22 protein-coding genes, 1 pseudogene and 1 riboswitch are annotated in these 25,834 nt (G+C 72.4%); of the genes and pseudogenes, 10 read left to right on the top strand and 13 right to left on the bottom strand.

Translation table 11 applies throughout. From position 1 onward, the window contains the following. Positions 1–43 precede the first annotated feature (43 nt). Complete coding sequence (locus GQF42_RS41080; protein ID WP_158928574.1) at positions 44–1,474, top strand: ABC transporter ATP-binding protein; 1,431 nt, start codon at positions 44–46, stop codon at positions 1,472–1,474. A gap of 16 nt (positions 1,475–1,490) precedes the next feature. Here the strand turns inward: GQF42_RS41080 and GQF42_RS41075 are convergent, their stop codons facing one another. Then, positions 1,491–1,904 carry an ArsR/SmtB family transcription factor gene (locus tag GQF42_RS41075; RefSeq protein ID WP_158928572.1) on the bottom strand — a complete coding sequence of 138 codons (414 nt, stop codon included), beginning with the start codon at positions 1,902–1,904 and terminating at the stop codon, positions 1,491–1,493. 283 nt (positions 1,905–2,187) lie between these two features. Here GQF42_RS41075 and GQF42_RS41070 point away from each other — a divergent pair, with 283 nt between their 5' ends. Together GQF42_RS41070 and GQF42_RS41065 are read left to right on the top strand one after the other, a co-directional pair. Then, entirely contained in the window at positions 2,188–2,916 is a 729-nt protein-coding gene (locus tag GQF42_RS41070; RefSeq protein ID WP_158928570.1) for an MgtC/SapB family protein, read from the top strand. Next, positions 2,913–3,191 carry a hypothetical protein gene (locus GQF42_RS41065; protein ID WP_158928568.1) on the top strand — a complete coding sequence of 93 codons (279 nt, stop codon included), beginning with the start codon at positions 2,913–2,915 and terminating at the stop codon, positions 3,189–3,191. Before GQF42_RS41070 ends, GQF42_RS41065 begins: the two co-directional genes overlap by 4 nt. A gap of 65 nt (positions 3,192–3,256) precedes the next feature. Here the strand turns inward: GQF42_RS41065 and GQF42_RS41060 are convergent, their stop codons facing one another. The 3 genes from GQF42_RS41060 to GQF42_RS41050 form a co-directional block, all read right to left on the bottom strand. Beyond that, entirely contained in the window at positions 3,257–4,627 is a 1,371-nt protein-coding gene (locus GQF42_RS41060; protein WP_158928566.1) for an FAD-dependent monooxygenase, read from the bottom strand. Between the two features lie 105 nt (positions 4,628–4,732). Next, positions 4,733–6,823, bottom strand: coding sequence for a glycosyltransferase (locus tag GQF42_RS41055; protein WP_158928564.1), 2,091 nt, complete (start codon positions 6,821–6,823; stop codon positions 4,733–4,735). Positions 6,824–6,843: 20 nt separating this feature from the next. Continuing rightward, positions 6,844–6,987, bottom strand: coding sequence for a hypothetical protein (locus tag GQF42_RS41050; RefSeq protein ID WP_158928562.1), 144 nt, complete (start codon positions 6,985–6,987; stop codon positions 6,844–6,846). 217 nt (positions 6,988–7,204) lie between these two features. Between GQF42_RS41050 and GQF42_RS41045 the strand changes: the two genes are divergently transcribed. Then, a complete protein-coding gene (locus GQF42_RS41045; RefSeq protein ID WP_158928560.1) occupies positions 7,205–7,876 on the top strand; it encodes a response regulator in 672 nt (223 codons plus the stop codon). After that, on the top strand, positions 7,873–8,991 hold the full coding sequence (locus tag GQF42_RS41040; protein WP_158928558.1) for a sensor histidine kinase: 1,119 nt from the start codon (positions 7,873–7,875) through the stop codon (positions 8,989–8,991). The genes GQF42_RS41045 and GQF42_RS41040 overlap by 4 nt, the downstream gene beginning before the upstream one ends. A gap of 343 nt (positions 8,992–9,334) precedes the next feature. On the opposite strand, the gene GQF42_RS41035 is transcribed toward GQF42_RS41040, so the two are convergent. Continuing rightward, positions 9,335–9,856, bottom strand: coding sequence for a GNAT family N-acetyltransferase (locus tag GQF42_RS41035; protein WP_158928556.1), 522 nt, complete (start codon positions 9,854–9,856; stop codon positions 9,335–9,337). Here GQF42_RS41035 and GQF42_RS41030 point away from each other — a divergent pair. The 3 genes and pseudogenes from GQF42_RS41030 to GQF42_RS41020 all read left to right on the top strand — a co-directional run bounded on the left by GQF42_RS41030 (position 9,855) and on the right by GQF42_RS41020 (position 11,406). Further along, entirely contained in the window at positions 9,855–10,445 is a 591-nt protein-coding gene (locus tag GQF42_RS41030) for a helix-turn-helix domain-containing protein (RefSeq protein ID WP_158928554.1), read from the top strand. The genes GQF42_RS41035 and GQF42_RS41030 overlap by 2 nt on opposite strands. A gap of 167 nt (positions 10,446–10,612) precedes the next feature. Then, positions 10,613–10,927 (top strand): annotated as a pseudogene (locus GQF42_RS41025) (MFS transporter); the annotation flags it as partial. Positions 10,928–11,190: 263 nt separating this feature from the next. Continuing rightward, positions 11,191–11,406 (top strand): hypothetical protein, encoded by a 216-nt coding sequence (locus GQF42_RS41020; protein WP_158928550.1) that lies wholly within the window; start codon positions 11,191–11,193, stop codon positions 11,404–11,406. An 11-nt stretch (positions 11,407–11,417) separates the two neighbouring features. On the opposite strand, the gene GQF42_RS41015 is transcribed toward GQF42_RS41020, so the two are convergent. The 3 genes from GQF42_RS41015 to GQF42_RS41005 form a co-directional block, all read right to left on the bottom strand. Then, positions 11,418–12,290, bottom strand: a complete 873-nt coding sequence (locus tag GQF42_RS41015) for an SDR family oxidoreductase (protein WP_158928548.1) — start codon at positions 12,288–12,290, stop codon at positions 11,418–11,420. A 134-nt stretch (positions 12,291–12,424) separates the two neighbouring features. Continuing rightward, the gene (locus tag GQF42_RS41010) at positions 12,425–12,859 is read right to left on the bottom strand and encodes a nuclear transport factor 2 family protein (protein ID WP_158928546.1); all 435 of its coding nucleotides are present in this window, start codon (positions 12,857–12,859) and stop codon (positions 12,425–12,427) included. Positions 12,860–12,909: 50 nt separating this feature from the next. Beyond that, positions 12,910–13,830 (bottom strand): zinc-binding dehydrogenase, encoded by a 921-nt coding sequence (locus GQF42_RS41005; protein ID WP_158928544.1) that lies wholly within the window; start codon positions 13,828–13,830, stop codon positions 12,910–12,912. A 140-nt stretch (positions 13,831–13,970) separates the two neighbouring features. Here GQF42_RS41005 and GQF42_RS41000 point away from each other — a divergent pair, with 140 nt between their 5' ends. Next, complete coding sequence (locus GQF42_RS41000; RefSeq protein WP_158928542.1) at positions 13,971–14,921, top strand: LysR family transcriptional regulator; 951 nt, start codon at positions 13,971–13,973, stop codon at positions 14,919–14,921. 424 nt (positions 14,922–15,345) lie between these two features. Here GQF42_RS41000 and GQF42_RS40995 read toward each other — a convergent pair whose 3' ends face one another. The 3 genes from GQF42_RS40995 to GQF42_RS40985 all read right to left on the bottom strand — a co-directional run bounded on the left by GQF42_RS40995 (position 15,346) and on the right by GQF42_RS40985 (position 19,142). Further along, on the bottom strand, positions 15,346–16,371 hold the full coding sequence (locus GQF42_RS40995) for a cytochrome c oxidase assembly protein (protein ID WP_158928540.1): 1,026 nt from the start codon (positions 16,369–16,371) through the stop codon (positions 15,346–15,348). 135 nt (positions 16,372–16,506) lie between these two features. Next, entirely contained in the window at positions 16,507–17,799 is a 1,293-nt protein-coding gene (locus GQF42_RS40990) for an NRAMP family divalent metal transporter (protein ID WP_233273653.1), read from the bottom strand. Continuing rightward, positions 17,796–19,142 carry a magnesium transporter MgtE N-terminal domain-containing protein gene (locus GQF42_RS40985; RefSeq protein ID WP_233273652.1) on the bottom strand — a complete coding sequence of 449 codons (1,347 nt, stop codon included), beginning with the start codon at positions 19,140–19,142 and terminating at the stop codon, positions 17,796–17,798. Before GQF42_RS40985 ends, GQF42_RS40990 begins: the two co-directional genes overlap by 4 nt. Before the next feature lie 335 nt (positions 19,143–19,477). Continuing rightward, positions 19,478–19,650, bottom strand: a riboswitch (M-box (ykoK) riboswitch). Between the two features lie 239 nt (positions 19,651–19,889). Between GQF42_RS40985 and GQF42_RS40980 the strand changes: the two genes are divergently transcribed. Continuing rightward, a complete protein-coding gene (locus tag GQF42_RS40980) occupies positions 19,890–20,705 on the top strand; it encodes an SAM-dependent methyltransferase (protein ID WP_158928535.1) in 816 nt (271 codons plus the stop codon). A 60-nt stretch (positions 20,706–20,765) separates the two neighbouring features. Here the strand turns inward: GQF42_RS40980 and GQF42_RS40975 are convergent, their stop codons facing one another. Together GQF42_RS40975 and GQF42_RS40970 are read right to left on the bottom strand one after the other, a co-directional pair. Next, the gene (locus tag GQF42_RS40975) at positions 20,766–24,827 is read right to left on the bottom strand and encodes a molybdopterin-dependent oxidoreductase (RefSeq protein WP_407699540.1); all 4,062 of its coding nucleotides are present in this window, start codon (positions 24,825–24,827) and stop codon (positions 20,766–20,768) included. Positions 24,828–25,239: 412 nt separating this feature from the next. Further along, positions 25,240–25,770, bottom strand: a complete 531-nt coding sequence (locus GQF42_RS40970) for a lamin tail domain-containing protein (protein WP_375997750.1) — start codon at positions 25,768–25,770, stop codon at positions 25,240–25,242. Positions 25,771–25,834 lie beyond the last annotated feature (64 nt).

Here is a 25,834-nt window from a genome sequence, read left to right as displayed (position 1 = left end):
CCCCTGTGAACTTCCCTTACCCGACAAGCATTTGGAGCACGTCATGGTGCTGAACACCCTGCGTCGGCTGCGCGCCGACCGCCAGGCCCGCGCCGGCCTCGCCCACCTGACCGCCGACAGGCCCCGCCGTCCCGCCGACGGCGAGCTGCTGCTGGAGACCGTCGGCCTGACCAAGTCCTATGCCGGCGCCGACGGCGAACTGCCCGTCCTGTCCGGCATCAACCTCCAGGTGCGCGCCGGTGAGGTCGTCGCGCTGCTCGGCAAGTCGGGCTCCGGCAAGTCCACCCTGCTGCGCTGCCTGGCCGGACTCGTGCCCGCCAGTTCGGGCACCGTCGCCTACCGGGGAACCTCGCTCACCGGAGCGAACCCGGGCACGGCCATGGTGTTCCAGACCTTTGCGCTGCTGCCCTGGCTGACCGTGCAGCAGAACGTCGAACTGGGCTTGGAAGCCAAGGGAGTTCCGGCCGCCGAACGCGCGGACGCCGCCCGGCAGGCCATCGACCTGATCGGCCTGGACGGCTTCGAGTCCGCGTACCCCAAGGAGCTGTCCGGCGGCATGCGCCAGCGCGTCGGCTTCGCCCGCGCCCTCGTCGTGGAGCCGGACGTACTGATGATGGACGAGCCGTTCTCCGCCCTCGACGTGCTGACCGCCGAGAACCTGCGCGGCGAGCTGATGGAGCTGTGGGAGTCCGGCCAGTTCCCGACCCGCGCCATCGTCCTGGTCACTCACAACATCGAGGAGGCCGTGCTGATGGCCGACCGGATCGTCGTCCTGGGCGCCCGCCCCTACGGCACGGTCCGCGAGGTCTTCGAGGTCGGTCTCGACCGCCCCCGCGACCGTGACTCGGCCGCCTTCGGCGACCTGATCGACCGCGTCTACCGCACCATGACCGGGCGCCAGAAGGAGGGCCGGGTCCCCGGCCGGCACGAGTCGGTGGAACTGGAGAAGCGCACCCCGGCGAACACCCCGCTGCCCCCGGCGAGCGTCGACGGACTGTCGGGGCTCGCGGAGATGGTGCTGAACCGCGGCGGACGCTGCGACCTGGCCGACCTCGCCGACGAACTCGGCCTGGCGGTGGACGACCTGCTGCCCCAGGTCGACGCGCTCGACCTGCTTGGCTTCACGACACTCAGCGGGGACGACCTGCTGCTGTCCGACACAGGTACGGCCTTCGCGGGCGCCGACGTGCAGGAGTCGAAGAAGATCTTCGCCGAGGCCGTCCAGCGTGCCCCGCTGGTCACGCTGATCACCAGGAGTCTGCGCAGCAACTCGGGCGCCACCTTGCGCGCCGGCTTCTTCCGCGACCTGCTGGCCCACCACTTCACCGCCGAGCAGGTCGCCCGTCAGCTGGAGACGGCCACCGACTGGGGTCGCTACGCCGAGCTGTACTCCTACGACGCCGAGCCGCAGGAGTACCGCCTCGACGAGAGCGACGACGTGCACGTGGCCGTCACCGTGGCCGGGCGGGGCTGAGCCGGTGCCGGGGGCGTCAGTGTTCCGTGGCCGGCCGCCGGAGACCGGCGGCCCGTGCGGGCGCGCTCCGCTCCTGCGCGGCGGCCGCCTGTACGGCTTCCGCCGCCGCAGCGTCCCCCGCGGCGACGGCCTCGTCCGTGGCCAGCACCGCGCTCTCCAGCAGCGCACGCACCTGCGGGCCGGTGACCCGGTAGAAGATGCGCGTACCTTCCCGCCGCGATGCGACCAGTCCGGCCGCGCGCAGTTTCGCCAGGTGCTGGGAGGTGGCGGCGACATGTGCCTCGATCAGCTCGGCAAGGCGGCTGACCGGCAGTTCCCGTTCGCTGAGCGCCCACAGCAGCCGGTAGCGCGAGGGGTCCGCGACGGCCTTGAGCACCGCCACCGACCGCTCGGCCCGCTCCTCGTCCCACGACGCTACTTGCGCTTCCATGCAAGTATGGTAGCCGGTCATGCGCACAGCACCCCGCGCCGCCAGGCACCGACACCAATTGCGTCGATGCGCAAATATGGAGAGAGGTTCCGAAGGCATCGCGGACGACGAGGAGGAGGTGAGCGACATGGATCGCAGCAGTAGTCCGGGCCACGACCGGCCCTGCAGTCCCGTGTCCCCCGACTCCTCGGGCATCGGGTAGCCCTCGCCGGCCCCACGGCCGGGCCGGTGCTCGCCCTGCCCTCGACCTGTCCCGCTCCGGCGGGGCGAGGGGAGGTTCCCCATGGCGAACCTGACCACCTTCGACTTCGTACTCCGCCTCACGGTCGGCGTCTCCTGCGGTGCCCTGATCGGCGTCGAGCGCCAGTGGCGCGCCCGCATGGCCGGACTGCGCACCAACGCCCTGGTGGCGGTCGGCGCCACGCTCTTCGTCCTCTACAGCGAGGCCGTCGGCGACACCGGCAGCCCCACCCGGGTCGCCTCCTACGTGGTCTCCGGCATCGGATTCCTCGGCGGTGGTGTCATCCTCCGCGAGGGCGGAGGCGTACGCGGCCTCAACACCGCGGCCACACTGTGGTGTTCGGCCGCGGTCGGCGTGCTCGCCGCCTCCGGCCGGCTGACGCTGTGCTTCATAGGCACCGCCACCGTGCTCACCGTACACATGCTGCTGCGCCCCGCCGGGCGGCTCATCGACCGCGTTCCGCAGCGCGACCCGGACCACGAGGGCGTGCATGCCACCGTCCACCTGATCTGCGAGCGCGGCGACGAGACTCATGTCCGGGCGCTGCTGTCCCAGGCCCTGGCGAGCGACGGGCTGGCACCCACCGCTCTGCGGGTACGGCGTGACGACGAGGGCACCACCAGCCTGCGGGCCGCCGTCGCCCTGAACGGCGACCCGGCCCGCGCCCTGGAACAGCTCATCGCCCGCCTGTCCCTGGAACCGGGCGTACACGACCTGCACTGGCACCTGGACGACACGCCCCTCGGTACCGACCGGGAGGCGGTGGCATGAGCGACCTCGACACCCGGCGCGCCCGCCGCGCCGTCCGCCAGGCCGCCCGGCACCTGGCGCAGGACGCCCCGAGCCTGACCGCCGCCTCCGCGGGCGCGTTGCGTGCCGGCCTGGCCGCCCGCGCAACCCGCCTGCGCCGGGCCGCGCTCGCCGCCTGGCTCACCGGCGTGCCCGAGCATGTGATCGCCGTCGACGCGCGGGTGCCCGTACGGGTGGTCCACGGCTGGATCACGCAGAGGCACGCGCCGGAGCATGCCGACAACGGGAGCGGGTGACGAACCGGGCCACGGGGACCGTGCCGATCAGCCGGACCACATCGAAGCGGGCATGCTGATCGCGCTCATCGCCGGCGGCCTCCCGGGCTCGGGGCGGCGCCGGTGGGACTCCACAGGACCTTCAGCGCAACAGTGGGACGGAACAGCACGGCCGGAGAGTTCAGCATGTTCACCACGCGGACGAACCTCGCCCATACGGCCGGGTCCCGCACCGCCACCTGGAAGAGGCGTGCGTTGTACCAGTGGGCGAAGCGGACGGCGAGGGGCCTGCCGTGCGGGTTCCACATCAGGTCGGAGTTGGTGGACAGCATCCACGGGCTGCGCAGCAGTCGGCCCACCTTCTTCTGGAAGCCGGCGGCGAGGCCGTCCAACCGGCCGGACGGTCCACGCCGTTCCAACATGGCCTGCAGGAGTTCCGCCTCCATTGCGGCCACCGTCTGACCCTGGGCGTAGACGGGGTTGAGGGCGCAGACCGCGTCCCCGACGGCGATCAGCCGGTCCGGCCAGTCCTTGACGGCGTGGTACGGCCGCCACTGGTTGTCGGCGCTGGAGTGGCGGCGGGTGGGCTCCTGGACGGTGCGGCGGTCGATCTGCGTGGCCAGATGGGGATTGTCCAGGCTCCGGGCGAACGCCAGGTAGCCCTCGTCGTCGGTCGGTGGCGGGTCCTCGAATCCGAACAGCGAACAGGTCCACCGGTTGCGCTCGACCGCGAACAGGACCCCGCCCCGGCGCACCCGGGGAGCGAAGAGCATCTGGTAGGCGACCTTGAAGTCCGGGTGCCGGGGGTCGCTCTCCTGCGGCCGGTCGAAGTTCATCGACGTGTAGGTGACCTTCGCCTTCACGGTCCGTTTGGGCGGCACGGTGATCCCGAGCGCCCTCAGCCAGCGGGCCAGGGAGCTGGCCCGTCCGGAGGCGTCGACGACCAGGTCGGCGGCCAGTTCGAAGGGATCCGTGTCCTGTGTCCGGCACGTCACGCCGCTGACCCGGCCGGAGGAGTCCAGGATCAGGCCCGCGCACCGGGTGGCCGGGATCAGCGTGACCTGCGGGCGTGCGAGCACCCTGCGGCGCAGCCGGCGCTCCAGCTCGTCGCGGGTGAAGGTCTGCATCCGCACGCCCGTGCGCTGTCGCGGCGCGCGTCCGCAGGGCAGCAGGAAGTCGCTGCCCTCTCCGTAGTCGAATTCCGGCGCCCCCGCGTTCCTCAACTCCTCGCGGATTCCCGGGAACAGCCGCTCCAGGATCTCCCCGCCCCTGGCCAGCATCGCGTGCGCGTGGTACCCCTGCGGGGCTCCCGGGTGGATGCCGGTGTCCTCGTCGACGGCATCACGTTCCACGACGACGACCTCGGCGAAGAAGTCGCTCAGGACGCGCGCGGTCACCAGTCCCGCGTAGCTGCCGCCGATGACAACGGCTGTGCCCCAGGGGCGATCTGCACTCAAGTCGTCTCCCACGCGTGACCGGGCCAGGGGGTCCGGCAAGGTCAACGGCGCGGGCGGCGGGCCCGGCACGGGGCTCGGGAAGCACTCGGGGAGCGCATTGCGGGCTCACGCGTCGGTGGTTCTGAGCGCGAGGTCGTGGTCGGGTGTCAGGTACGGCTGGAATGTGAGGCGGCTCCGTGGCCTCGAGAGGTGGGCCGTCGGGAACGTGGTGATGTCCCGGCGGTCCGCGATGTCACCGGTGAGCATGCCGAGGCGGAGTTCGGGGCCGCCGTACGCGCTCAGTCGCAGGTCCCAGTGGGCGTCTGCGCCGGGATGGTGCTCGGCCGCGGTAGCCAGGGGGATGCCGATGTCGAAGTCGCCGTACGCGTCGATGTAGCAGTGTCCGTCGAAGGAGGGGTCGCGGTGTCCCTGGAGGCGGGCCCGGAACCGGTAGTGGTGGGAGCGGGCGGCGCTGCCGTGGAGCGAGCCGGTGATCCGGATCGCGCTGTCGCCGACGGTGACCGTCGACACCTCGGCGTGGGCCGGTCTGTGCCAGGTGCGCAGGGCCAGGCCGCCGTCCGGTGCCGGACAGGGGATCCATGCGGTGCATCCAGCGTCGGACGGGCGGCGCGCGGCGGGGTCGAGGAGCCGTGCCGTTTCCACCGGCCCGGCCAGGACGGGGCGTGAGGTGTTGCCGCTGACGTGCTGGACGAAGGCGTCCCAGTGTCCTTCGGCGAGCGAGTACGAAGCCTTGTCCAGCGTTGCCTGCAGCGACCGGCCGGCGCCCGTCCCCCGCTGCTCCAGCCGCAGTCGCACGGGGTCACCCGCCGCCGTGGTCTCCCGGGGGCGCAGGACCAGGTTCCAGGCGTCGGGGGTGAGGGCCGGACTGGGGACGTGGAAGGTGACCGAGCCGTCGGGCAGCACACGGCAGCCGACCCGGACCGGTGCCCCGAGCCCGGCCAGGCCGATGAGTTCCAGCGCCCGGCGCCACAGCGGGAAGCCGCCGTCGGTGTCCGGGCGTGCTGCGCGCAGCGCGGTACCGCCTCCGCCGCGGCCGGCGAGTTGCGGCTTGAGGTCGGCGAAGAGGGCGTCGTACTGCGCGGCGATGTGCCGGGGACGGAAGCGCAGGGACGTCAGGTGGGCCGCGGCGGCCATGCGCCGGCGCTCGGCGTCGTTCTCGATCAGGCGGCACAGCGCGTCGGCGAGTGTGTCCTCGACGGCTCCGTGCGCCGGGACGAGCAGGCCGTCCTCGCCGTGTGTGATGATCTCGCGGGGCGCGTGGTCGCAGTCGGTGCTCACCACGGGCACCCCGCAGCTCATGGCTTCCAGCAGGGTCGTGCCGGACGGTTCGGCGCTGCTCGGCAGGACCGCGATGGCGCCCTTGGCCCACTCCGGGTCCAGGGGAGTGCGCACTCCCATCAGCTGGACGTTGTCGTGCAGCCCGAGGTCGTCGACACGGCGGCGCAGGCTGCTGCGCTCGTGGCCGCGGCCGTAGATGCGCAGCGTCCAGTCCGGATGTACCGCCACGACCTTGGCGAAGGCGTCGACGAGCCGGTCGTACCGCTTGGCCGCCGTCAGCCGCCCGGCTGTCACCACGGTCCTCGAGTTCCCGGTCGAGGGCTGCACACAGGGCGCGGGAGCGCAGACGGGGATGCTGGTGAGGCGCGTCGGTGCGGAGTGCAGGGCCCGGCGGTAGGCGCGTGTGTCCGCCGCGGACACGCTCACGTAGGCGTCGAGGAGGGACACGGCCACGTCGAGGTCGTCCCTGAGCGCCTCCGGGTGGAGGGCGCGGGTGGCGTACTCCTGGCCGATGCGCAGCTGGTCCGGGCGGCCGTGCTCGGCCAGGAAGCAGGTCAGGTACGGCCGGGTCGCGATCACCACGTCGGCGTCGGTGTCCTTCAGGTACTGCGCGAGCCGCGCCTCGCCGAGTCCGCTGGGCGGCGTAGGGCCGTGGTGCACGGTGTCGTGGGGGCACACGGTGCCGGATCTGCGCTGCTCGGCGGTGTTTCCCGCGTAGTGCCGGGAGGTGGGCCGCAGGTCCACCAGGGTGCGCATCCGCACCTGGGGCGCCGCTGCCAGGCGGGGCTGGTCGGCGGTGCGGTAGTAGGAGACGATCTCGACGTCGTGGTGGTCGGCGAGTGCCCCGGCGAGGTTGGCCGTGGCGCGGACGGTGCCGCTGATGCCGTAGGCGTTGTGGAGCAGAAACGTGATCTTCATCGGGACTCTTCGAGGCACGGTCAGCCGATCAGCCGGGCGAAGGCCGAGGCGGCACGGTGGGCGAGACCGGCGTACAGGTCGGGCCGCAGGACCGCCAGGACCGCGGCCGACGCCGTGATGATCAGGAAGGCGGTCTCCCTGCCGCCGCCGAGCTGTCCGTTCACCGGGCCCCCGCGTCTGTGCTGTGCGTCATGCGTCCAGCCTGGGATCGGACCTGGTGGGCGGGGTATCCGCCGCCCGGCCGGACCTGCCCCGCCGGGTGGCGGGAGGTCACCCCCCGATCGGCTGGATCCACTTCCTGGGGCAACCCTCGCGACGGCCGAGCCCTCTTAATGTCGTAGGCGCACAGACAGGACCGGACAAGAGCGGGACGCCATGCACATGATCCGGGTGGTAGTGGTGGACGACGAGGCGCTCGTCCGCTCCGGCTTCCAGCTCATCCTGAACGCCGCCGACGACATCGAGGTGGTGGCGACGGTGAGCGGCGCCGGAGCTGTGGCCCGCATCCGCGCGGCGCGCCCGGACGTCGTGCTGCTGGACATCCGTATGCCCGATGTCGACGGGCTCACCGTGCTGCGCGAGGTGCGTACGCTGCCGGACGGGCCCGTCGTGGCGATGCTCACGACGTTCGACACCGACGAGTACGTCCTCGCGGCGCTGCGTCACGGTGCGGCCGGGTTCCTGCTCAAGGACACCGAGCCGGAACAGCTGGCCCAGATGGTCCGCACGCTCGCCGCGGGCGGCATCGTCATGTCGCCCAAGGCGTCCCGGGCCCTGCTGGTCAGCCACCAGGGCACCGAAACGGTGGACGCCGAAGTGGCGGCCCGGGTGGAGCGACTGACCGCGCGGGAACGCGACGTGCTCACGCTCGTCGCGGAGGGGCTGTCGAATGCCGAGATAGGAACGCGTCTGCATCTGAGCGCGGGCACCGTCAAGGACCACCTGAGCGTGATCTTCACCAAGCTGCGGGTGACCAGCCGTATACAGGCGGCGCTGCTCGCCCAGCGGGCCCGGCTCCTGGACGAGCAGGGGCGGCCGGAGGCCGGTCGGTGAGGGGCCTTCGCGCGAGCCGGGCACGGGTTCCGGCAGCCCTGGCCGACGCGGGGCTCGTCGCCGTCGCGACCGGGGACGCCTGGCTCGCGGTCTGGGACACCTCGTGGTCGGCGGTGGCCCTCGCCGGTCTGGCGTGTGCCGCCCTCACGCTTCGACGCCACCTCCCGTTCGTCGTGGTCCTGCTCACGGTGCCGGGCACGCTGGTGGCGGACCTCGTCGTCGCCCCGCTCGCGGCCCTGTTCGCGCTGGCCGAACGGTCGCGCGACCGCCGCCTGCTTGCCGCGTGCGCCGTGCTGGTGGCGGCCGCCTCCGCCGCGCCCTGGCCGTGGCACGACCCCGAATCCCGCGACCGTACCTGGACGCTGATCCAGTTCGTCTACACGCTGGCGGGCACGGCCGCCCCTGTGCTGCTCGGACAACTGGTCCAGGTGCGGCGGGACTTGTCGCAGCGCCTGGCCGAGATCGAGGAGGCGAGGGAGCACGAGCGGGCACTGCACGCCCAGGCCGTCCTGGCCCGCGAACGCGCGCAGCTCGCCCGGGAGATGCACGACGTCGTGTCGCATCAGGTCAGCCTGATCGCCGTCCAGGCCGGCGCGCTTCAGGTGGCGGCGAAGGACACCGAGGCCCGCCAGGCCGCACGCACCATCCGTTCGCTGAGCGTCTCCACGCTCGACGAACTGCGGAACATGGTCACCCTGCTGCGCGCTTCCGGCGGCCGTGCCACGGAGCTGACACCACAGCCCACGCTGGCCGACATCCGCAGGCTGGTCGCGACGAGCGGCATCGACGCGGAGCTGACCGGCCGGCTGCCCGACGCGATCAGCACGCCGGCCCAGCGGGCGATCTACCGCACCGTGCAGGAGGCCCTGACGAACGTGCGCAAGCACGCCCCCGGAGCCGGCGCGACCGTGGAGCTGTGGCGGGACGGCGACGACGTCGGCGTCACGATCACCAACAGCCGACCCACCCGGCCCTCCCTGCCGTTGCCCGGGTCACAACAGGGCCTGGTCGGGCTGAGGGAACGCTCCGAGATCCTGCACGGCACGTTCTCCTCCGGCCCGACCTCCGACGGCGGCTACCGGGTGAGCACCCGGATCCCGGCACAGCCCAAGTAGGCAATGCCGGCGGCGGGCCTGAAGGAAGGGGCGGCGGGGCGCACCTCGGCAAGGAGCACCGTTCGACCGTATGGCAGGTGAGCTGCGCACGGGCACGAAAAGCGAACGGGCGAGCTTCCTGCGGGCCCGCCGCGCACGAGTCGCCCTCTCCGCCGTGGGCCTGCCGGGGGCCGGGCTGCGCCGTACCCCGCGGCTGTGGCGGGAGGAGCCGGCCACTCGGCCGTCGACGCCCGCCGTGCTCGCGCGGGCCGTGGCCCCAGGCACTCAGCTGCTGTTGAACGCCCGGCCACCACCTGGCGACCGGCACGGCTGCCGGTGCGACGGGCGGGTGGTGCGGCCCGGTTCAGGTCAGGGGCAGGCGCATGAGCGTCAGGTCGAGCCAGCGGCCGAACTTGGTGCCGACCTCCGCCACCGTACCCACGTGCTGGAACCCGAACCGTTCGTGCAGCCGGACCGAGGAGGCGTTCTCGGCCTCGATACCGGCGATCATCACGTGATGACCCGATTCGCGCGCCGCGCTGATCAGGGCGCCCAGCAGCGCGGAGCCGATGCCGAGTCCGTGCCGCCCCTCGCGGACGTAGACCGAGTCCTCCACCGTGTGCCGGTATCCGTCCAGCGCCCGCCACGGACCGTAGACCGCGAATCCGGCCACCTCGCCGTCGGCCTCGGCCACGAACGCCGAGCCGCGCTCCAGATGTCCGGCCAGCCAGCCGGCGGCCTCGTCGGGGGACTGCGGGGTCCCGGTCCACAGGGCCGTCGAGTGCTCGATCGCGTGGTTGCGGATCGCGCGGACGGCCGCCACGTCAGCGGGCCGGGCGCGGCGCACCTTCACGACAACAGGGTCTCTTGCGTATATTGAAGCCATGTCCAACATAGTAGATCCCCTGGTGGGGCAGATCGCCGCCCGCATCCGCACCGAACGGGAGCGGCGCCGGTGGACCCTGGCCCAGCTCGCCAACGCCTCCGGCGTGTCGCAGGCGATGATCAGCCGGATCGAACGCGCCGAGAGCAGCCCCACCGCCGTCGTCCTCGGCAAGCTGTCCGCGGCGTTCCGGCTCAGCGTCGCCTCCCTGCTCGCACTGGCCGAAGGGGCTCAGGAGGACACCGAGGGCGGGCAGGGTGTGCGCCGCCCCGCGGACACGCCCGAGTGGCGCGACCCCGCGACCGGTTACCGGCGCCGCCAGATCACCGGCCCGCACTTCCCCGCGGAGATCGCCGAGATCCGCCTGCCCGCCGGCGCCCGGGTGCCGTACCCGGCCGCCACCTTCGCCTTCGTGCGGCAGGTCGTCTGGGTCCTGGACGGCCGCCTGACCTTCCATGACGGCGACACGGTCCACGAACTCACCGCGGGCGACAGCCTCGAACTGGGCGAGCCCGCCGAGCGCGTCTTCGCCAACACCACCGACACCGAATGCCGGTACGCCGTCGTCCTCACCCGCGTCATCACACCGTGACGCGCCCGCTTCCCCGCGGCGACACGCTCCTGCTTGCCTCCATAGCCGGCTCGGCGATCGCGAACAACTACGCCATCCAGCCCGAACTCACCTCGGTCGCGGCCGACTTGGGTGTCCCGCTCGGCGTGATCGGCCTCGTACCGACGGCCGCGCTCGCCGGCTCCATGACCGTATTCGGACTGCTGGCCCGCAGCGCCATCGCGTCGGTGATCCTCGTGTTCCTGCTGGGCCTGTCCGGGTTCGCCGGCGTCCCCGGCATGATCACTCGCGTCACCGACTTCGCCCACGGCGCGGCCCTGGCCGCCAGCGCCAACGTGTCCGCTTCCAACGTCGGCAACGCCCTCGGCGCCTGGCTCGGCGGCCTGGCCATCACCGCCGGGTTCGGCTGCACCGCCCCGCTCTACGTCGGCGCCGGAATCACCCTGACCTCCGTCCTCGTCATGGCCGTAGCGGCACGCCGAGCCGGTCGGACGGCCTCGTAGCGGGCACAGCTGCTGTGTCAGCCCTGCTGGGTTCGTGTCGTTTCATCTCGATTCACCTCGGTTCTTCCCGGGCCTTCCCGCGTCTTGTCAGGCCAATGGCGTTTTGCCCCACTGGAGTTGAAGGGGTGCGGACGGCCTCGGCGGCGAGGTGAGGGGCGGGGCCAACAGGGTGTTTCCAGGTGGTGTCGGGCCCTCGGCGCGGGTCTGAGTGGCCATGCTGGGCCAGGAGTGGCAGTCACTTTCCCCACGACAAGGAGCACGGTATGGCGGCGGACTCGGTCGAACGATTCCTGACGGCCCTGGACCCGGGACACCGGGAGGCGATCGACGCCAAGCCGCGCCAGGAGCAGGAACGGCTGGCGGCGGCCTGGGAACGCGAACTGGAGGCGGACGACGAGCTGGACACCCTCGACGAGCTGTCCCCACCGGCGGCGGAGGCCGAGGCGGCCCGGCGCGTGCTGGAGCGCGAAGCCGACTAGCGAACGGCTTCCTACGCCTCGGGCACCGGGGCGGTCCCGTCCCGCAGCAGTACCTGCTCCAGTGCGGTTGCCGGGTGACCGGTCAGATCCTCGACGGCGGTGCTCACCCCGGCGAGCGAGCCGTCCGCGATCGCCGTGTACGTGGAGACCCAGGCGTCGAGTTGCCAGTCGGGGGCGCCGTAGCCCGCGCGCGAGGCGTAGGCCTCCTCGATCGTCTCCGGCACATACGTGACGGGGCGCCCGGTGATCTCGGTGATCGTGGCCGCCACGTCGGTGAGGGTGAGTGCCTGGGGACCGGTCAGCTCGTAGGCGCGACCGTCGTGCGGGCCCGGATCGCGCAGCACCGCGACGGCGGCGTCCGCGATGTCGTCCTGGGCGACCACGGCGGCCCGGCCGTCCCCGGCGGGGCCGCGGATGGCACCGTCGTCGCCCACGAGGCCGGTCATGAAGTCGGCGTAGAGGTTGTCCCGGAGAAAGGTGAACGGTACGCCACTGGCCCGGATGTGCTGTTCGGTGTGCCAGTGGTCGCGGGCCAGGGTGAAGGTCGCATCGGGCGCGGCACCGCAGAAGGAGATGTACACCAGATGTGCGACGCCTGACCGGGCCGCGGCGTCGATGAAGGTGCGGTGCTGCTGGACGCGGTCGGGCGACTCCGAGGCGGAGACCATCAGGACACGGTCGGTGCCGCGCAGGGACCGCGCGAGGGCGTCGTGGTCGCCGTAGGCGCCGGGTACGGCGGTGGCGCCGGGCAGTTCGGGGGCGCGGGCCGGGGTGCGGGCCAGGAGGGTCTGCGGAATTCCGGCGGCGGCCAGGCGGCGGGCGATGCGTCCGCCCAGGCGGCCGGTTGCACCGGTGACGGCGTAGGTGACCTGGGCGGAAGCCATCGTGGTTCTCCTTGCTGGGGTGCCGGTTCTGCTGCTGGGTGCCTGTCGGAACGGTAGTCGCCCGGTACGCGCACACCTTCCCGGCGGCGGTCGACTCCTGCGATCGTGCAGGTCGCCCGGCGTCGAGGGCGGACTCACTCGGCGTCGGTCCGTCGGCCGGTGCCGTGGCCGGGGAAGAGGGTGGTGGCCACGTGGTGGGTGTCGGCGTACTCGACGACGGAGGTGATCCTGCCGTCACGGACGGTGTAGATGCCGAGGCAGCGGTTGTCGTAGGTGCCGCCGTACACGGTCCTGGCCCTGGAGGTCCATTCGGCCACCACGCGGTCGTCCTCGGCGAGTGTGCTCACCAGCTCTATCTCGAGGGTGCCCGGCACGAGGACCGGGCCCATGCTGCCGAGGAACTCGTCGATGACCCGGTCCCGGCCGCGCCACACCTTGGAGATGGGCAGGTCGCCCGGGTAGTGCCAGGTGACGTCCTCGGCGAAGCTGTCGTGGATGACGTCCACGTCGCCGTCACGAACGGCCTCGACGTAGCGGATGACGACGGCCCTGGGGTCGGTGGTGGTCATGGTCGTACTCCCTTGGTGCGGTTGTCGTTGTGTGTGCGTGGTCAGGTGGTTCAGGACAGGGTGAGGACAGCCTTGCCGCGGATACGCCGCTCGCGCAGGTCGGTGAGAGCAGTTGCGGTGCCGGCCCAGTCCGTGACGCGGCCCATCTCCGGATGCAGTCGGCCCTCGGCGGTCAGCCGGACCAGCGTGGCCAGGTCGTCGTCCAGGCGGGTGTCGGCGTCGAGGTAGTGGAAGTGCCGGACGACGGCCGATTCGGGGCCGGCGAAGAAGTCGAAGAAGTCGAGCGTGGCCGGTGTGCGGCTGGCCTGCCCGAACCAGACGAGTGTGCCGCGCCGGGCGAGCCGGGCCAGGGCGGTGGCGAGCGCCTGGCCACCGGTCGACTCCAGCACGATGTCGTAAGGGCCTTGGGCGTCGGCGACGTCGTGGACGATGTCGGCGGCGCCGAGTTCGGCGAGCCGGGCGCCGCGTTCGGCGTCCCGGGTCACCGCGGTGACCTCGGCCCCGGCGGCCGCCGCGAGTTCGGTGACGTAGTGGCCCACTCCCCCGGACGCGCCCGTCAGCAGGATCCGGCGTCCCAGGACGGGCCCGGCCGTGCGCAGCAACCGCAGCGCGGTGAGCCCGGCCAGGGGCAGCGCCGCGCCCTGATGGGTGCTGACGCTGTCGGGCAGCTCGGCGAGCGCGCCGGTCGGCACGGCCACGTACTCGGCCCAGCCACCCGACATGGGGTGGCCGACCACCCGGGTGATCCCCGACGGTCCGCTCCCGTCCGCGGCCGGCTGCACCACCAGTCCGGCGATGTCCTTTCCGGGCCGTTCACCCGGGACGGGCTGTTCCAGCCTGAAGGTCTCGCCCCGGTTGACGGAGAACGCCTCGACCTTCACGAGCGCTTCGTCGGGGCCGGGCGTCGGCTCGGCGACATCGGCGAGCACGACCGGCTCTGCGGGGTCCCCGGTCGGTACGAAGGCCTTCATCGTTGTCGTCCTCCTTGTCGGCCCCTGGGGGCCGTCGGTCGGTGTGGCGTCGAAGACCATCTGACCGGCAGGGGCGTAGGCCCGGCCAACAACCGGACCGCCGGGCCGACAACCCTGTGTTGTCGCATAAGGTCAGCGGCATGGATCTCGACCTCGCCCTGGTCCGCACCTTCGTCACCACCGCCGACACCCTGCACTTCGGGCGGGCCGCCGAAGAGTTGGGCACCAGCCAGCAGGCACTGTCCAAACGCATTGTCCGGCTGGAGGGGTTGCTCGCCGTCCGGCTCTTCGAGCGGCAGGGCGGTGTGCGGTTGAGCGAGGCGGGCGAGCGGTTCCTGCCGGCCGCGCGGGAGGCGCTCGCGGCGGGGGAACGTGCGGTCGCGGCGGTGACGGGCGCCGGAGCGGCCGTACGGATCGACACCTGGGGGCATCTGTACGCGCCGATGCGCACCGTCGCCGCGGCCGTTCAGGCGTCCGGCCCGGTGCGCTGGGAGCCGGGCCCGGGCCGCGACTGGCCGTCCGTCGCACAGGCGCTGTCGCGCGGCGGGACCGACCTGGGATTCGGCCGTGTGCATCCGCTGCCGGACGGACGGGACGCGGGGCTGACCCAGCGGCTGGTACGGCTGGAACCCGTCGACGTGCTGCTCGGCCCGTCCCATCCGCTGGCGGGCGCCGACGCGCTCACCCCGGCAGATCTGCGCGACAGCGTGCTGTGGAGCCCGGCCGCACTGAGCCGCCTGGACTTCCTGCGCCGCTTCGCCGACGAGTTCCGCATCACACGTCGGCACGACGGCCCCAACCTGGGCCTGGACCATCTCCTGCAGCACGTCCGCGCCGACGGCGAAGGTTTCACCCTCTTCCCCGCCGACGCTCCGCTGCCCGACCACGCGGGCCTGCGCAGTGTGCCGTTGGTCGATCCCACCCCGCTGTACGCGTGGTCGCTGGCCTGGCACGACTCCTACCGCCACCCGCTGCTCGACGCCCTGCTGCGCGGCTTCGCCGAGACCGGCCGCACCCGCCGCTGGCTCGAGTACTCCCCCCGGCGCGACTGGCTGCCGGACACCGACCACGCGAAACTGACGATGCGCTAGACGATCGGTGCCGGCGAGGTCGACGATCAGGAAGTCGCCGTGTGCGACGGCTGTGCCCGCAAGCCGGTTTCCGTGCAGCTGTCCGGCTGGTGGCGGGCGTAGCGGGGGCCGCGGCCGGACGCAGCGGGCCTCCCGGTCGGCTCACCCAGGTGCTCGTCGGCCGACCAGTGGCCGGGGTCGGGCAGGATGATGACCAGGTCCGGCCGGTGAGCCAGATGTGCGACGGTCCGGCCCGCTGCCCGCCCAGGCCTTTCCCCACGGCGACCGTAGGGTGCCGGCTCTTCGGCGGGGCCTGCGCGCTCGTATGTGATCATGCCCGCCCGGCGGGCGACGGCCCGGGCCGGACAAGGGCGTGGGGCCGGTCGGGGTCTGTGCCCCGACCGCCCCACGGCCGCGATCCGGTTCCTCCTGTGTCCGTGGCCGGTCACTGGTCCCGGTGCTGCCCCCGGATCCTGGCGGCCACGTCGTTCTGTTCGGTCTCCCACCAGGGCCGTACACGCTCGGCGGACGGGGCCTGCGCTGCGTGGTCCGCGGCGGGCGCGGGCACGACGGCGGGAGCGAGTTCCGCGTCCAGGCGGCGGTCGAGGGCGGCGTTCTGGACCCGTTCCGCGCGCGCCCACTGGACCAGGAGGGCCAGCAGGAAGGGCAGGGCGACCAGCTCCGCGATGCTGAGCATCGCGCCGCCGCCGATCTGCTGGTCGTGCTGGACGTCCGGGGACCAGGTCGGCGCGTGGTGCAGGTACCAGGCGCCGGCGATCAGGGTGCCGTGTGTCATCACCACCACGCCGGGGACCGCGTCGACGATGCCGTCCAGGAAGACCAGGGCCGCCCGGACGGGGTGGGTGCACCAGCGGGGCAGCGCCTGCTCGTGGGTCAGCATCGGTACGACGAAGAGGCAGCCTGCCACGAGCAGGTGCAGATACATCAGCTCGTGCAGCCAGCCCACACGCAGCGCGGTGGCGAAGTACGGCGTGAAGTACACCGTCAGCTCCGTGGTCAGCACCAGCGCCGTGCTGACCAGGGGGTACGTCAGCGCGCGCACCACGCGGCCGGACATCGCACGGCGCACCCGCCCGCCGGAGTTCTCCGGCAGGGCCTCGATGGCGAGCCGCAGCGGGTCACCGAGGGCCAGGCCCAGGGGTGCGACGAGGTCCAGCAGGACGTTCTGCACGGCAGCCGGCCAGAACAGCACATGGTCGTAGACGGCCAGGGCGGACATGGTGGCCACGACCAGCCCGCCCAGGCCGAGCAGCGTGAAGGCGGCGACGCGGACGGGCGGCCAGGGCTCGCCCCGCCGGCGCAGCCGCGCGACGCCCCAGCCGTAGAGCGCGCCCAGGGCGATGACCAGGAGCAGCGCGGGGACGTCCAGCTGCCAGGTGGACAGCAGGCGTCCCGTGGTCAGCTCGGGCAGCTGGCCGGCCGACAGCGCGGTCGGCGTGAGGCCATCCATGGGGATTGTCCTCCTTTGGCTTGGTTCGGGGGCCTCGGCGCGGAAGGGTCCGGCTCGGCTCCATCACGGGACGGTAGTCCCTGGCGGCCCGGCGCCGGGCATCGGGGTACGGCACGCCGGGGTGAAAGGGGTGGATCAGCCGAGGCCGAACCAGCCCAGGACGGTCTGGACGAGCAGGATCGTCGACATGGCGGCGACGCCGACGACCACGGCGGTGGCGGCGATGCGGTAGCGCGGGCCGTTGGCGGCCGGGCCGAGGACCGAGCGGCGGTTGGTCAGCACCAGGAGGTAGACCAGGACGATCGGGCTGATCAGGCCCTGGAGGACCTGGGTGCCGATCAGCAGTTGGATGACGTCGACCGGGGTCATCGCGACCACCGCGCCCAGCACGATCTGGGCGGTGAACAGACCGAGGAAGAGCGGGGCGTCCCGGAAGCTGCGGGAGACGGAGCGTTCCACGCCGGCGGCCTCTCCTATGGCGTAGCTGGCCGAGAGCGGGACGACGGCGCCGGCCAGGGCGGAGGCGCCGAGCAGACCGAGCGCGAACAGCAGCTCGGCGTTGCGGCCCGCGACCGGCTTGAGGGCCTCGGCGGCCTGGGCGGCGGAGTCCAGCGGGCCGGTGCCGCCGATGGCGGAGGCCGTGGCGATGATGATGGTCAGGCTGATGACGCAGGCGAAGACCGCGCCGAGGATGGCGTCGGCGCGGATCAGCGGGTAGTCGGCGGGCTTGGCGCCCCGGTCCACGACGCCCGCGGCGGCGTAGAACTGCATGTACGGGCTGACGGTCGTGCCGATCAGGGCGACCGCCAGCAGGATGAAGGCCTTGTTCGGCTCCATGTGCGGCACGACGAGGTGGTGGCCGACCGCTCCCCAGTCGGGGTGGCCGAGGATCATGGCGACCGGGTAGGCGAAGAAGGCCAGCGACATGATCAGGAAGATGCGTTCGGCCCAGTGGTAGGAGCCGAACAGCACCAGCGCCCACAGCAGCACCGCGGCCGGCGGGATGACCGCCCACTTGGGGATGCCGAGGAGTTCGAAGGCGGCACCGATGCCCGCGAACTCGCTCACCACCAGGCCGGTGTTGGCGAGCAGCAGGCAGAACACGGCGAGCGCGGTCAGGCGGAGGCTGAACTGCTCACGGATCAGGGCGCCGAGGCCCTTGCCCGTGTAGGCGCCGAGGCGGACGGCCATCTCCTGCACCATCACCAGGGCGACGGTGACGAGCACCATGAAGAACAGGGTGCCGTAGGTGAACTGGGAGCCCGCCGAGGCGTAGGTGGCGATGCCGGCGGCGTCGTTGCCGGCGTTCGCGGCGACCAGTCCGGGTCCGGCGACCGCCGCGATCATGGTGATGCGCCGCCAGCCGGTCCGGCGCGCGGGCGCGGGGGCCTGCGGTGCCGCGGTGGCGGTGTCGAGGTCGCGGGTCACTGCAGGAACCTCCGGAAGTGCAGCCGCCCGCGTTCGGGCAGCATCGCGTCGAGCAGGTCGTCGGCCAGGATCCGGCCGAGCGGGCGGTCGCTGTCGTCGACCACCAGGAGTGAGGAGGCACGGGCCGCGACCAGTTGGTCGGCGGCCTCGGCCAGGGAGGTGTCGGCGCCGACGGTGTCCGGCGGCCCGAACTGGGCACGCCAGGTGACGAGGTCGGAGATGGGGGTGGTGTCCTCGGCCACCGCGACGTCGAACAGCGGGATGTCGCACAGCACCCGGTCCGCGCCGTCCACGACGGCGACCGCGTCGATCTCGGTCCGGTGCTCGTGCTGCTCGGCCAGCCGACCGCGTACCTCGGCGACGGTCTCGTCCGGCCGGGCGGTGATCAGCAGCGTGGTCATGGCACCGCCCGCCGTGCCCTCCCGGTGGGTGAGCAGCCGGCGCAGCTCGGCCGCCTCGCCCTTGGGCATCCGGGTGAGCAGTGCCTCACGCTCCTCACGGGTGAGGTCGCGCAGGGCGTCGGTGGCCTCGTCGGGCTCCATCTCGTCGACCAGGCGGGCTGCGTGTTCCGGCTGGGCCTCGCGCAGCAGGTTCTGCAGCTCGGCCGGCTCCATCTCCTCCAGGGCGTCGGCGGCCTGCTCCGGCTCGAGCCAGCCCAGCAGTTGCTGGCGTTCGGCGCGGCCGAGGTCTTCGAGGATGTCGGCGAGGTCGGCCGGGCGTAGCCGGTGCAGTGCCGTCCGGGAAGCACGCAGCCGCACCTCGGCCGGGCCCTCGGTGGCCTGTTCGGCGAAGGGCGCGACGGCCTGCCAGTCCAGCACCCGCTCGGGGGTGGGGCGGGCCTGCCAGCGGCGCGGGCCGAGCCGGCGCAGCAGCGTGGGCAGTGAGACGTCGACCCCGACCAGCACGACCTGGTCGACCAGGGGTGCCAGGTACAGGTCGGCGGCGCGGGTGACCTGGACGCCGTCGACGTCGACCAGCTGGTGGTCGAGCACGTCCTTGGCGAGCAGGACCTCACCGGGGCGGCGCACGAAGTCCCGCAGGTCGACCCGGGCGGTGCGCAGCCGTACGTGCCCGGCGTGCACCTTGCCGACCGCGTGGGCCGGCAGGAAGGTGTGGCGGCGGCCGATGCGCAGGATGAGCCCGGTGACGGGCGGGTAGGAGTCGGTGCCGTAGAGCCGCGCGACGACGTCGACGACGCGGCCGACCTCGTCCCCGGACTGGTTGGTGGCAGGGCCGCCGATCAGTCCGGCGAGAGAGACCAGCGAGGTGCGGACCGCCCTGGAGGCGGTGGCGCGGCGCTCCAGATTGACCCGGCGGTCACGCAACCGGGCCGAAGTGGACATGAACAGAGTGTGGGCAGCCAAGATGAACACCCCCTTGCCCCGGTATGGCGGGGCGACGGGCGGCCCATGGCAGCGCGCATCCTCCCCGGGCCGGGGCACCGGGCCCACCGGGCGCGCACAGGGCACGGCCCGGCACCCGGCTGTCGGGCCGGGCCGGTGGCTGGGTGGGATTCAGGGAAGAAGAGGCTGCTGGAGGCCGCGGAAGGACGGCGCGGACAACACGAAGAGGGGCCGACTATGGCCCGGACTACTGTCCATGTCGCCTCCTCCCGGTCACGGCCGCGCAGAGAGTGTCGCGGTCCTGTGGCGGAGGGCAGCCGGACCCGGCACGGCCCGGCACACCCCTACTCGTCAGAGCTTTGGCACTCCACGGCGTGATCCCCTGTGCGGGGAAGCCACCTGGGGTCACCCCTTGGGCCGGGGAGACCTGTCCTGATCCGGAGCGTCTCTCGACGGGTGGGATCAGTGGCCTGTGTCCGTGAAGACGCCTCACCGAACGAGGTGCCTTTCTTTTTCCGATCCAACAATACGCCCGCCGCGAGCCACCTTTGCCCGCCATGACCGGCCCTTGACCTGCGCGCTACGCAACGGAGACCGAGTCACACCCGGATCCGCCCACTGCCGCGGACGGCCCGCCCGGTGTCCTCGGGCCGGTCGCGATCGCCAACCGCTTGGTGCGAAAAGGGTGTTCGGACGTAGGTTGTGCCGTGACCGATACATGACTTGGCCGAAAGATGGACTCGACTCATGACCGACCCCGTGACGTCGCCCGAAGCAGCGCTGCGCCAGAAGATCGACACGTCGGTGCCGCACTCCGCCCGGATCTGGAACTACTGGCTCGGCGGCAAGGACAACTACCCCGTCGACGAGGAGGCGGGCAACGCGTACACCGCCGTCTTCCCCGGCATCGTCACGATCGCCCGCGGCAGCCGTGCCTTCCTGCGCCGCAGCATCACGTATCTGGTGGCCGAGGCGGGGATCCGGCAGTTCCTCGACATCGGCACCGGTCTGCCGACGGCACAGAACACCCATGAGGTCGCGCAGGGGATCGCTCCCGAGACACGGATCGTCTACGTCGACAACGACCCGATGGTCCTGGCCCACGCCCGCGCCCTGCTCTACTCGACCCCCGAGGGTGCGACCGCCTACATCGACGCCGATGTGACGGACCCGGAGCGCATCCTCGCGGCCGCCGCCGAGACGCTGGACCTCAGCCGTCCCACCGGGCTCATCCTCAGCAACATCCTGGGCCACGTCGCCGACCACGACCAGGCCCGCTCGATCGTCACCCGGCTGATGGACGCCCTGCCGGCGGGCAGCCACCTCGCCGTCAACGACGGCTCGCGCGGCATCGACCCCGTCTTCGAGCAGGCTCAGGACGCGTACAACAGCAGCGGTGCCGTGCCGTACAACCTGCGTACCGTGGCCGAGATCACCACGTTCTTCGACGGCCTCGAACTCATCGAGCCCGGCGTGGTCCCGGTCACGCAGTGGCGTCCGGAGCCGGGCTCGCCCGCCCAGGAGATCGTCGCCGAGCACGGCGGCGTCGCCCGTAAGCGCTGACTGGGCACGGGCACCGCGACGCCCCGCCGTGCCTGTCTGCCCGGGCGCGGCGGGGCGTGGTCAGTACACGTCTCTCACATAGCGCTTGTCGGCGGCGAGTTGCTTGACGTACGCCGCCGCCTCCGCCTCGTCCAGGCCACCGTGTACGACGGCGGTCTCGCGCAGGGCCCGGTCGACGTCCTCGGCCATGCGGGAGCCGTCGCCGCAGACGTAGAAGTGTGCGCCGTCCTGGAGCCAGGTCCACAGCAGAGAGCCGTGTTCGCGCATCCGGTCCTGGACGTAGACCTTGGCACGCTGGTCGCGGGAGAAGGCGGTGTCCAGGCGGGTGAGCGTACCCCCGGCCAGGAACTCGGACAGCTCCTCCTCGTAGTAGAAGTCGGTCGCCCGGTGCTGCTCGCCGAAGAACAGCCAGTTCGGGGCGCGGTGGCCGCGGGCCCGGCGTTCCTCCAGGAAGCCGATGAAGGGGGCGACACCCGTGCCGGGGCCCACCATCACCGCCGCGGTGGCGGGGTCGGCCGGCGGGCGGAAGTGCGGCGCCCGCCGGACCCGGACCGGGACCGGGGTGCCGGGCTCGGCGTCGGCGAGGAAGGGGGAGCACACGCCCTGGCGGGCGCGGCCGGCCAGGTTCTCGTACCGGACGACGGAGACCGTCAGGGACACCAGGTGGGAGTCGGTCAAAGGGCTGGACGATATGGAGTACAGCCGGGGTTGCAGCCGTCCCAGCACCTCGACCCACTCCTGCGCGCCGGCCCGGATGCCGAACTCGGCGACGACGTCGACGGCCTGGCGTCCCCAGGACCACTGCGCCAACTCTCCCTTGTTGTCCGGCCTGAGCAGCTTGCGCAGCTCGCGCGGGTCGCGGGTACGGTCGGCGGCGAAGCGCAGCAGGTCGGGTGTGACCCGCGTGATGTCCAGGTGCCGGAGCAGGGCTTCGGCGAACGGCACTTCCTCGGCGCTCCTCATCCGTACGGTCGCATCCGCGTCGGCGCCGGTGACGGCCAGCCACTCCGTCACCAGCTCGGGCCGGTTGACCGGGTGGACGGCCAGGGCGTCCCCCACCTCGTAGACCAGCGGGGTCTGGCCGTCCCTGCTGTCGAAGGTGAAGCGCCGGACCTCCTTGCCGGCGCCGGGCCGGCTCAGCAGGCGGTTGCCGGTGAGGCGGGCGGTGACGGGGGCGGGACGGCTCGGCCGCGCAGCCGACGGGGACGCCGCAAGCGCGGAGGCCGGGGCGGGGGCTGCGGCGCGCGCCGTCCGGCCGGTGGGGCGCAGCGCGGTGAGGACCTGGTCGAGCCAGACTCCGGCCGCGCTCTCGTAGTCCGGTTCGCAGTCGGTGCGCGGGGTCAGCGGTGTCGCGTCCAGCTCCTCCAGACGCCGGTCCAGGCGGCGGCCGTGGCCGCAGAAGTCGTCGTAGGAGGAGTCGCCGAAGGCCAGGACGGCGTAGCGCCTGCCGTGCAGGCGCGGGGCGTCGGGCGAGGCGAGGGCGTCCCAGAATCCGGCGCCGTTGTCGGGGGCCTCGCCGTCCCCGAAGGTGCTCGTGATCAGCAGCAGGTCGGCGTCGGACGGCAGGGTCGCGGGATCCGCCTGCTCCATGGGTACGAGGGAGGCGGCATGCCCGTCCGCGGTGAGCCGCTCTGCCACGGCGCCCGCGAACTCCTCGGCGTTCCCGGTCTGCGACGCCCACAGGATCAGGACCTGGCGGCGGGGAGCGTCCGCGGACGGGGCCGAAGACTGCGGAGAGCCGCCCGTGCCGGGCGGGGGCGGCGTCTCGGTCCTGGAGTACATCCCGGCCAGGGCGCCGTTGACCCACAGGGCGTGTTCGGGGCTGAACGGGGCGTCCGGCGGCAGGACCGGCACACCCGGGGCGCCGGACGGGATGCCGGCGAGGAACCCGGTCAGATACCGGCGTTCGTGGTCGGCCAGGACCGGCGGCGGCGCGGGTTCCAGTCCGAACGGGGCCGGCACGGTCACCGTGGGCAGGCCCTCGGCTGCCGGATCCGTGACCGGTGCGGCGGCCGGAGCCGGGGCCTGCACCGTGACGGGAGCGGCCACCTTGGTCAGCGACACGGCGCACATCTTGAACTCGGGCTGGAAGGACAGCGGGTCGACGGCGTCGCTGGTCACGGCGTTGACGCTCAGGTACTCCCCGAACAGGTCGTTCCAGTGGAAGGGCGCGAAGCAGCAGCCCGGCCGCACCCGGTCGGTGACGACCGCAGGGAGTACGGCCCGCCCGCGCCGCGAGGCGACCTCCACCGAATCGCCGTCGGCGACGCCCAGTTGGGCCGCGTCCTGCGGGTGGACCTCCACGAAGGGGCCGGGGTTCAGCTTGTTCAGCTTGGCCACCTTGGCCGTCTTGGTGAGCGTGTGCCACTGGTGCTGGAGCCGGCCGGTGTTGAGGACGAACGGGTAGTCGTCGTCGGGCATCTCCGCCGCGGGTATGTGCGGGCGGGCGTGGAACACCGCTCGCCCGCTCGCGGTCGGGAAGGTCGGCGTGCCGTCCTCGCCGAGGTACCGGATCGGATTGCGGTCGGGGCCGTCGGCACCGGCCGCGGGCCACTGCACAGGCGTCTGCCGCAGCCGCTCGTAGCCGACCCCGCGCAGGTCCCAGCCGGTGACCGGGTTCCAGGCGCGCCTGATCTCCTCGAAGACCTCCTCGGCGCTGTCGTACGCGAAACCCTTCTCGTACCCCATCTCACGGGCCACGGCAGCGATGATCCGCCAGTCCGCACTCGCCTCACCGGGCGGATCAGCGGCCTGGCGGGCGAGGGTCAGGGTGCGCTCGCTGTTGATCAGGACGCCCTCGGTCTCGGTCCACAGCGCGCCGGGCAGCACGACATCGGCGTACGCGTTCGTCTCCGTGTCGGCGAACACGTCCTGGGTGACGACGAACTCGGCCGCCTCCAGGCCCTCGATGACCGTTTTGCGGTTGGCGACGGAGGCGACGGGGTTGGTGCAGATGATCCAGCACGCCTTGATGTCCCCGTCGGCCATCTTCCGGAACATCTCGACCGTGCCCCTGCCGACTCCGTCGGCGCGCAGGGCGCCAGGTTCCAGCTCCCACAGTTCCTCGACGAAGGCCCGGTCGGCGTCGGCGAGTACGGAGCGCTGCCCGGGCAGGCCCGGCCCCATGTAGCCCATCTCCCGGCCGCCCATGGCGTTGGGCTGGCCGGTCAGCGAGAAGGGGCCGGAGCCCGGGCGGCAGATGGCACCGGTGGCGAGATGCAGGTTGACCAGTGCGTTGGTGTTCCAGGTGCCGTGCGTGGACTGGTTCAGGCCCATCGTCCAGCAGCTCGTCCACTCCCCCGCCTCGCCGATCAGCCGGGCCGCCTCGTGCAGCTGGTCCTGCGGAATGCCGGTGATCTCGGCGACGGTGTCGGGCGGATAGTCGGCGAGGAACCCGGGCATCGACTCCCAGCCCTCGGTGTGCGCGGCGATGAAGCCGGGGTCGGTGTGACCGTTCGTGTGCAGCAGGTGCAACAGCCCGTTGAGCAGGGCGAGATCGGTGCCGGGGTTGATCTGCAGGAACAGGTCGGCCTTGGCGGCGGTGGCGGTGCGCCGCGGGTCGACGACGATCAGCTTGGCGCCTGCCGACTTCACCCGGTCCATCATGCGCAGGAAGAGGATGGGGTGGCAGTCGGCCATGTTGGACCCGATGACGAGAAAGACGTCGGCCCTGTCCAGGTCCTGGTAGGACCCGGGTGGCCCGTCCGCGCCCAGCGACAGCTTGTAGCCGGTTGCGGCGCCGGCCATGCACAGCCGGGAGTTCGACTCGATCTGGTTGGTGCGGATGAATCCCTTGGCCAGCTTGTTCGCCAGGTACTGCGCCTCCAGGCTCATCTGCCCGGAGACGTAGAGAGCGACGGCGTCGGGGCCGTGCTCGTCGATGACCGTGCGCAGGCGGCGGGCTGTCTCGGCGACGGCGGTCGACAGCGGAACGGGGTGCGGTTCCTCGCCGCGCTCCGGCCGAACGAGGGCAGTGCTCAGGCGGCCCGGGGCGGCCAGCATGTCGGCGGTGGTCGCGCCCTTGGTGCACAGCCGTCCGAAGTTCGCCGGATGCTCCTTGTCCCCGCTCGCCCTGCGGACGCTGCGGCGCCCGTCCGGTCCCGTGCCGATGTCGAGGACCATGCCGCAGCCCACTCCGCAGTACGAGCAGACCGTCCGCACCCTCGTCGTGCCCTCGCTGTGCGAGCCCGGCGCGGCCACGGGCGCCTCCCTCTCCTGTGCTCGTCCTGGTCTCACTCTTCGTGAGCGTAGGAACCGCTCATTACGCCGGTGTCTCGCCACCTGATCATCAGGAGTTACGCACACCGCACAGGGGCTGGGAGGCAGGTGTGAGCCCAGGTGCCGGCACGGTCACCGGCCTGAGGCGCGCGCCGGCCCCGGCTCGCTGGGGCGCGTGCCAATCTGCTACGGGCTGCTGGAGCCGTGACGGAGGAATGCTCACCGGGTCGTACGGCGCGTCCTGCCCGGGACCGCGGGCCAGGACGTGCGACGGCCCCGGACGGCGAGGAGGCCGTCCGGGGCCGGGGGAAGAGGGTCAGCGGCGGTGGTCGCCGTGGTGCCGTCCGGCCCCTTCGTGGCGGCCCGCGCCGTCACGGCGGTGGTCACGGACACCCCAGGACACGGCGTCCATCACGCGGCCGCGGTCGTCGCGCAGGGTCGCGGTGTCGCTGTTGTGGTTCCACACGCGCAGGCGGCGGTCCTGGTACAGGTCGGTCCGGCTGTCATGGCCGACACCGGTGTGGACGCGGACGGTGGCCCGGCCCGCGAGCCGTACGTGGCGGAAGGTGTAGGTGTGACCTTCCGCGTCGGACAGCGTCCAGTGGTCCAGGTTCACCACCCGGCGCGAGCCGTTCGTGACGGCCACCCACTGCTTGTTCAGCGTGCTGTTGGAGTGGTCGACCCGGCTCAGCCCGTCGTTCCGCACACCACTGATGTACACCACGCCGTGGTGCAGCCGGCCCTGGTGCTGACCGGCGGCCGCCGCCGGGAGCGCCGTGGCACCCACCATGACGGCGGCCACGGCAGCGGCGGCGGTCACACGACGGACGGAAGAAGAATCGGACACGAAGTCCCCCTTCGCGAGGAAACGCGTTGGTGCGGTGTGCGGCCGATTGGCCGCACATCCACAC

Origin of the sequence: Streptomyces broussonetiae, assembly GCF_009796285.1 — a bacterium.
GTDB classification, from domain to species: domain Bacteria; phylum Actinomycetota; class Actinomycetes; order Streptomycetales; family Streptomycetaceae; genus Streptomyces; species Streptomyces broussonetiae.
The sequence above is the reverse complement of the archived record's forward strand: the minus strand, read 5'-3'. Positions and strand labels throughout refer to the sequence as shown.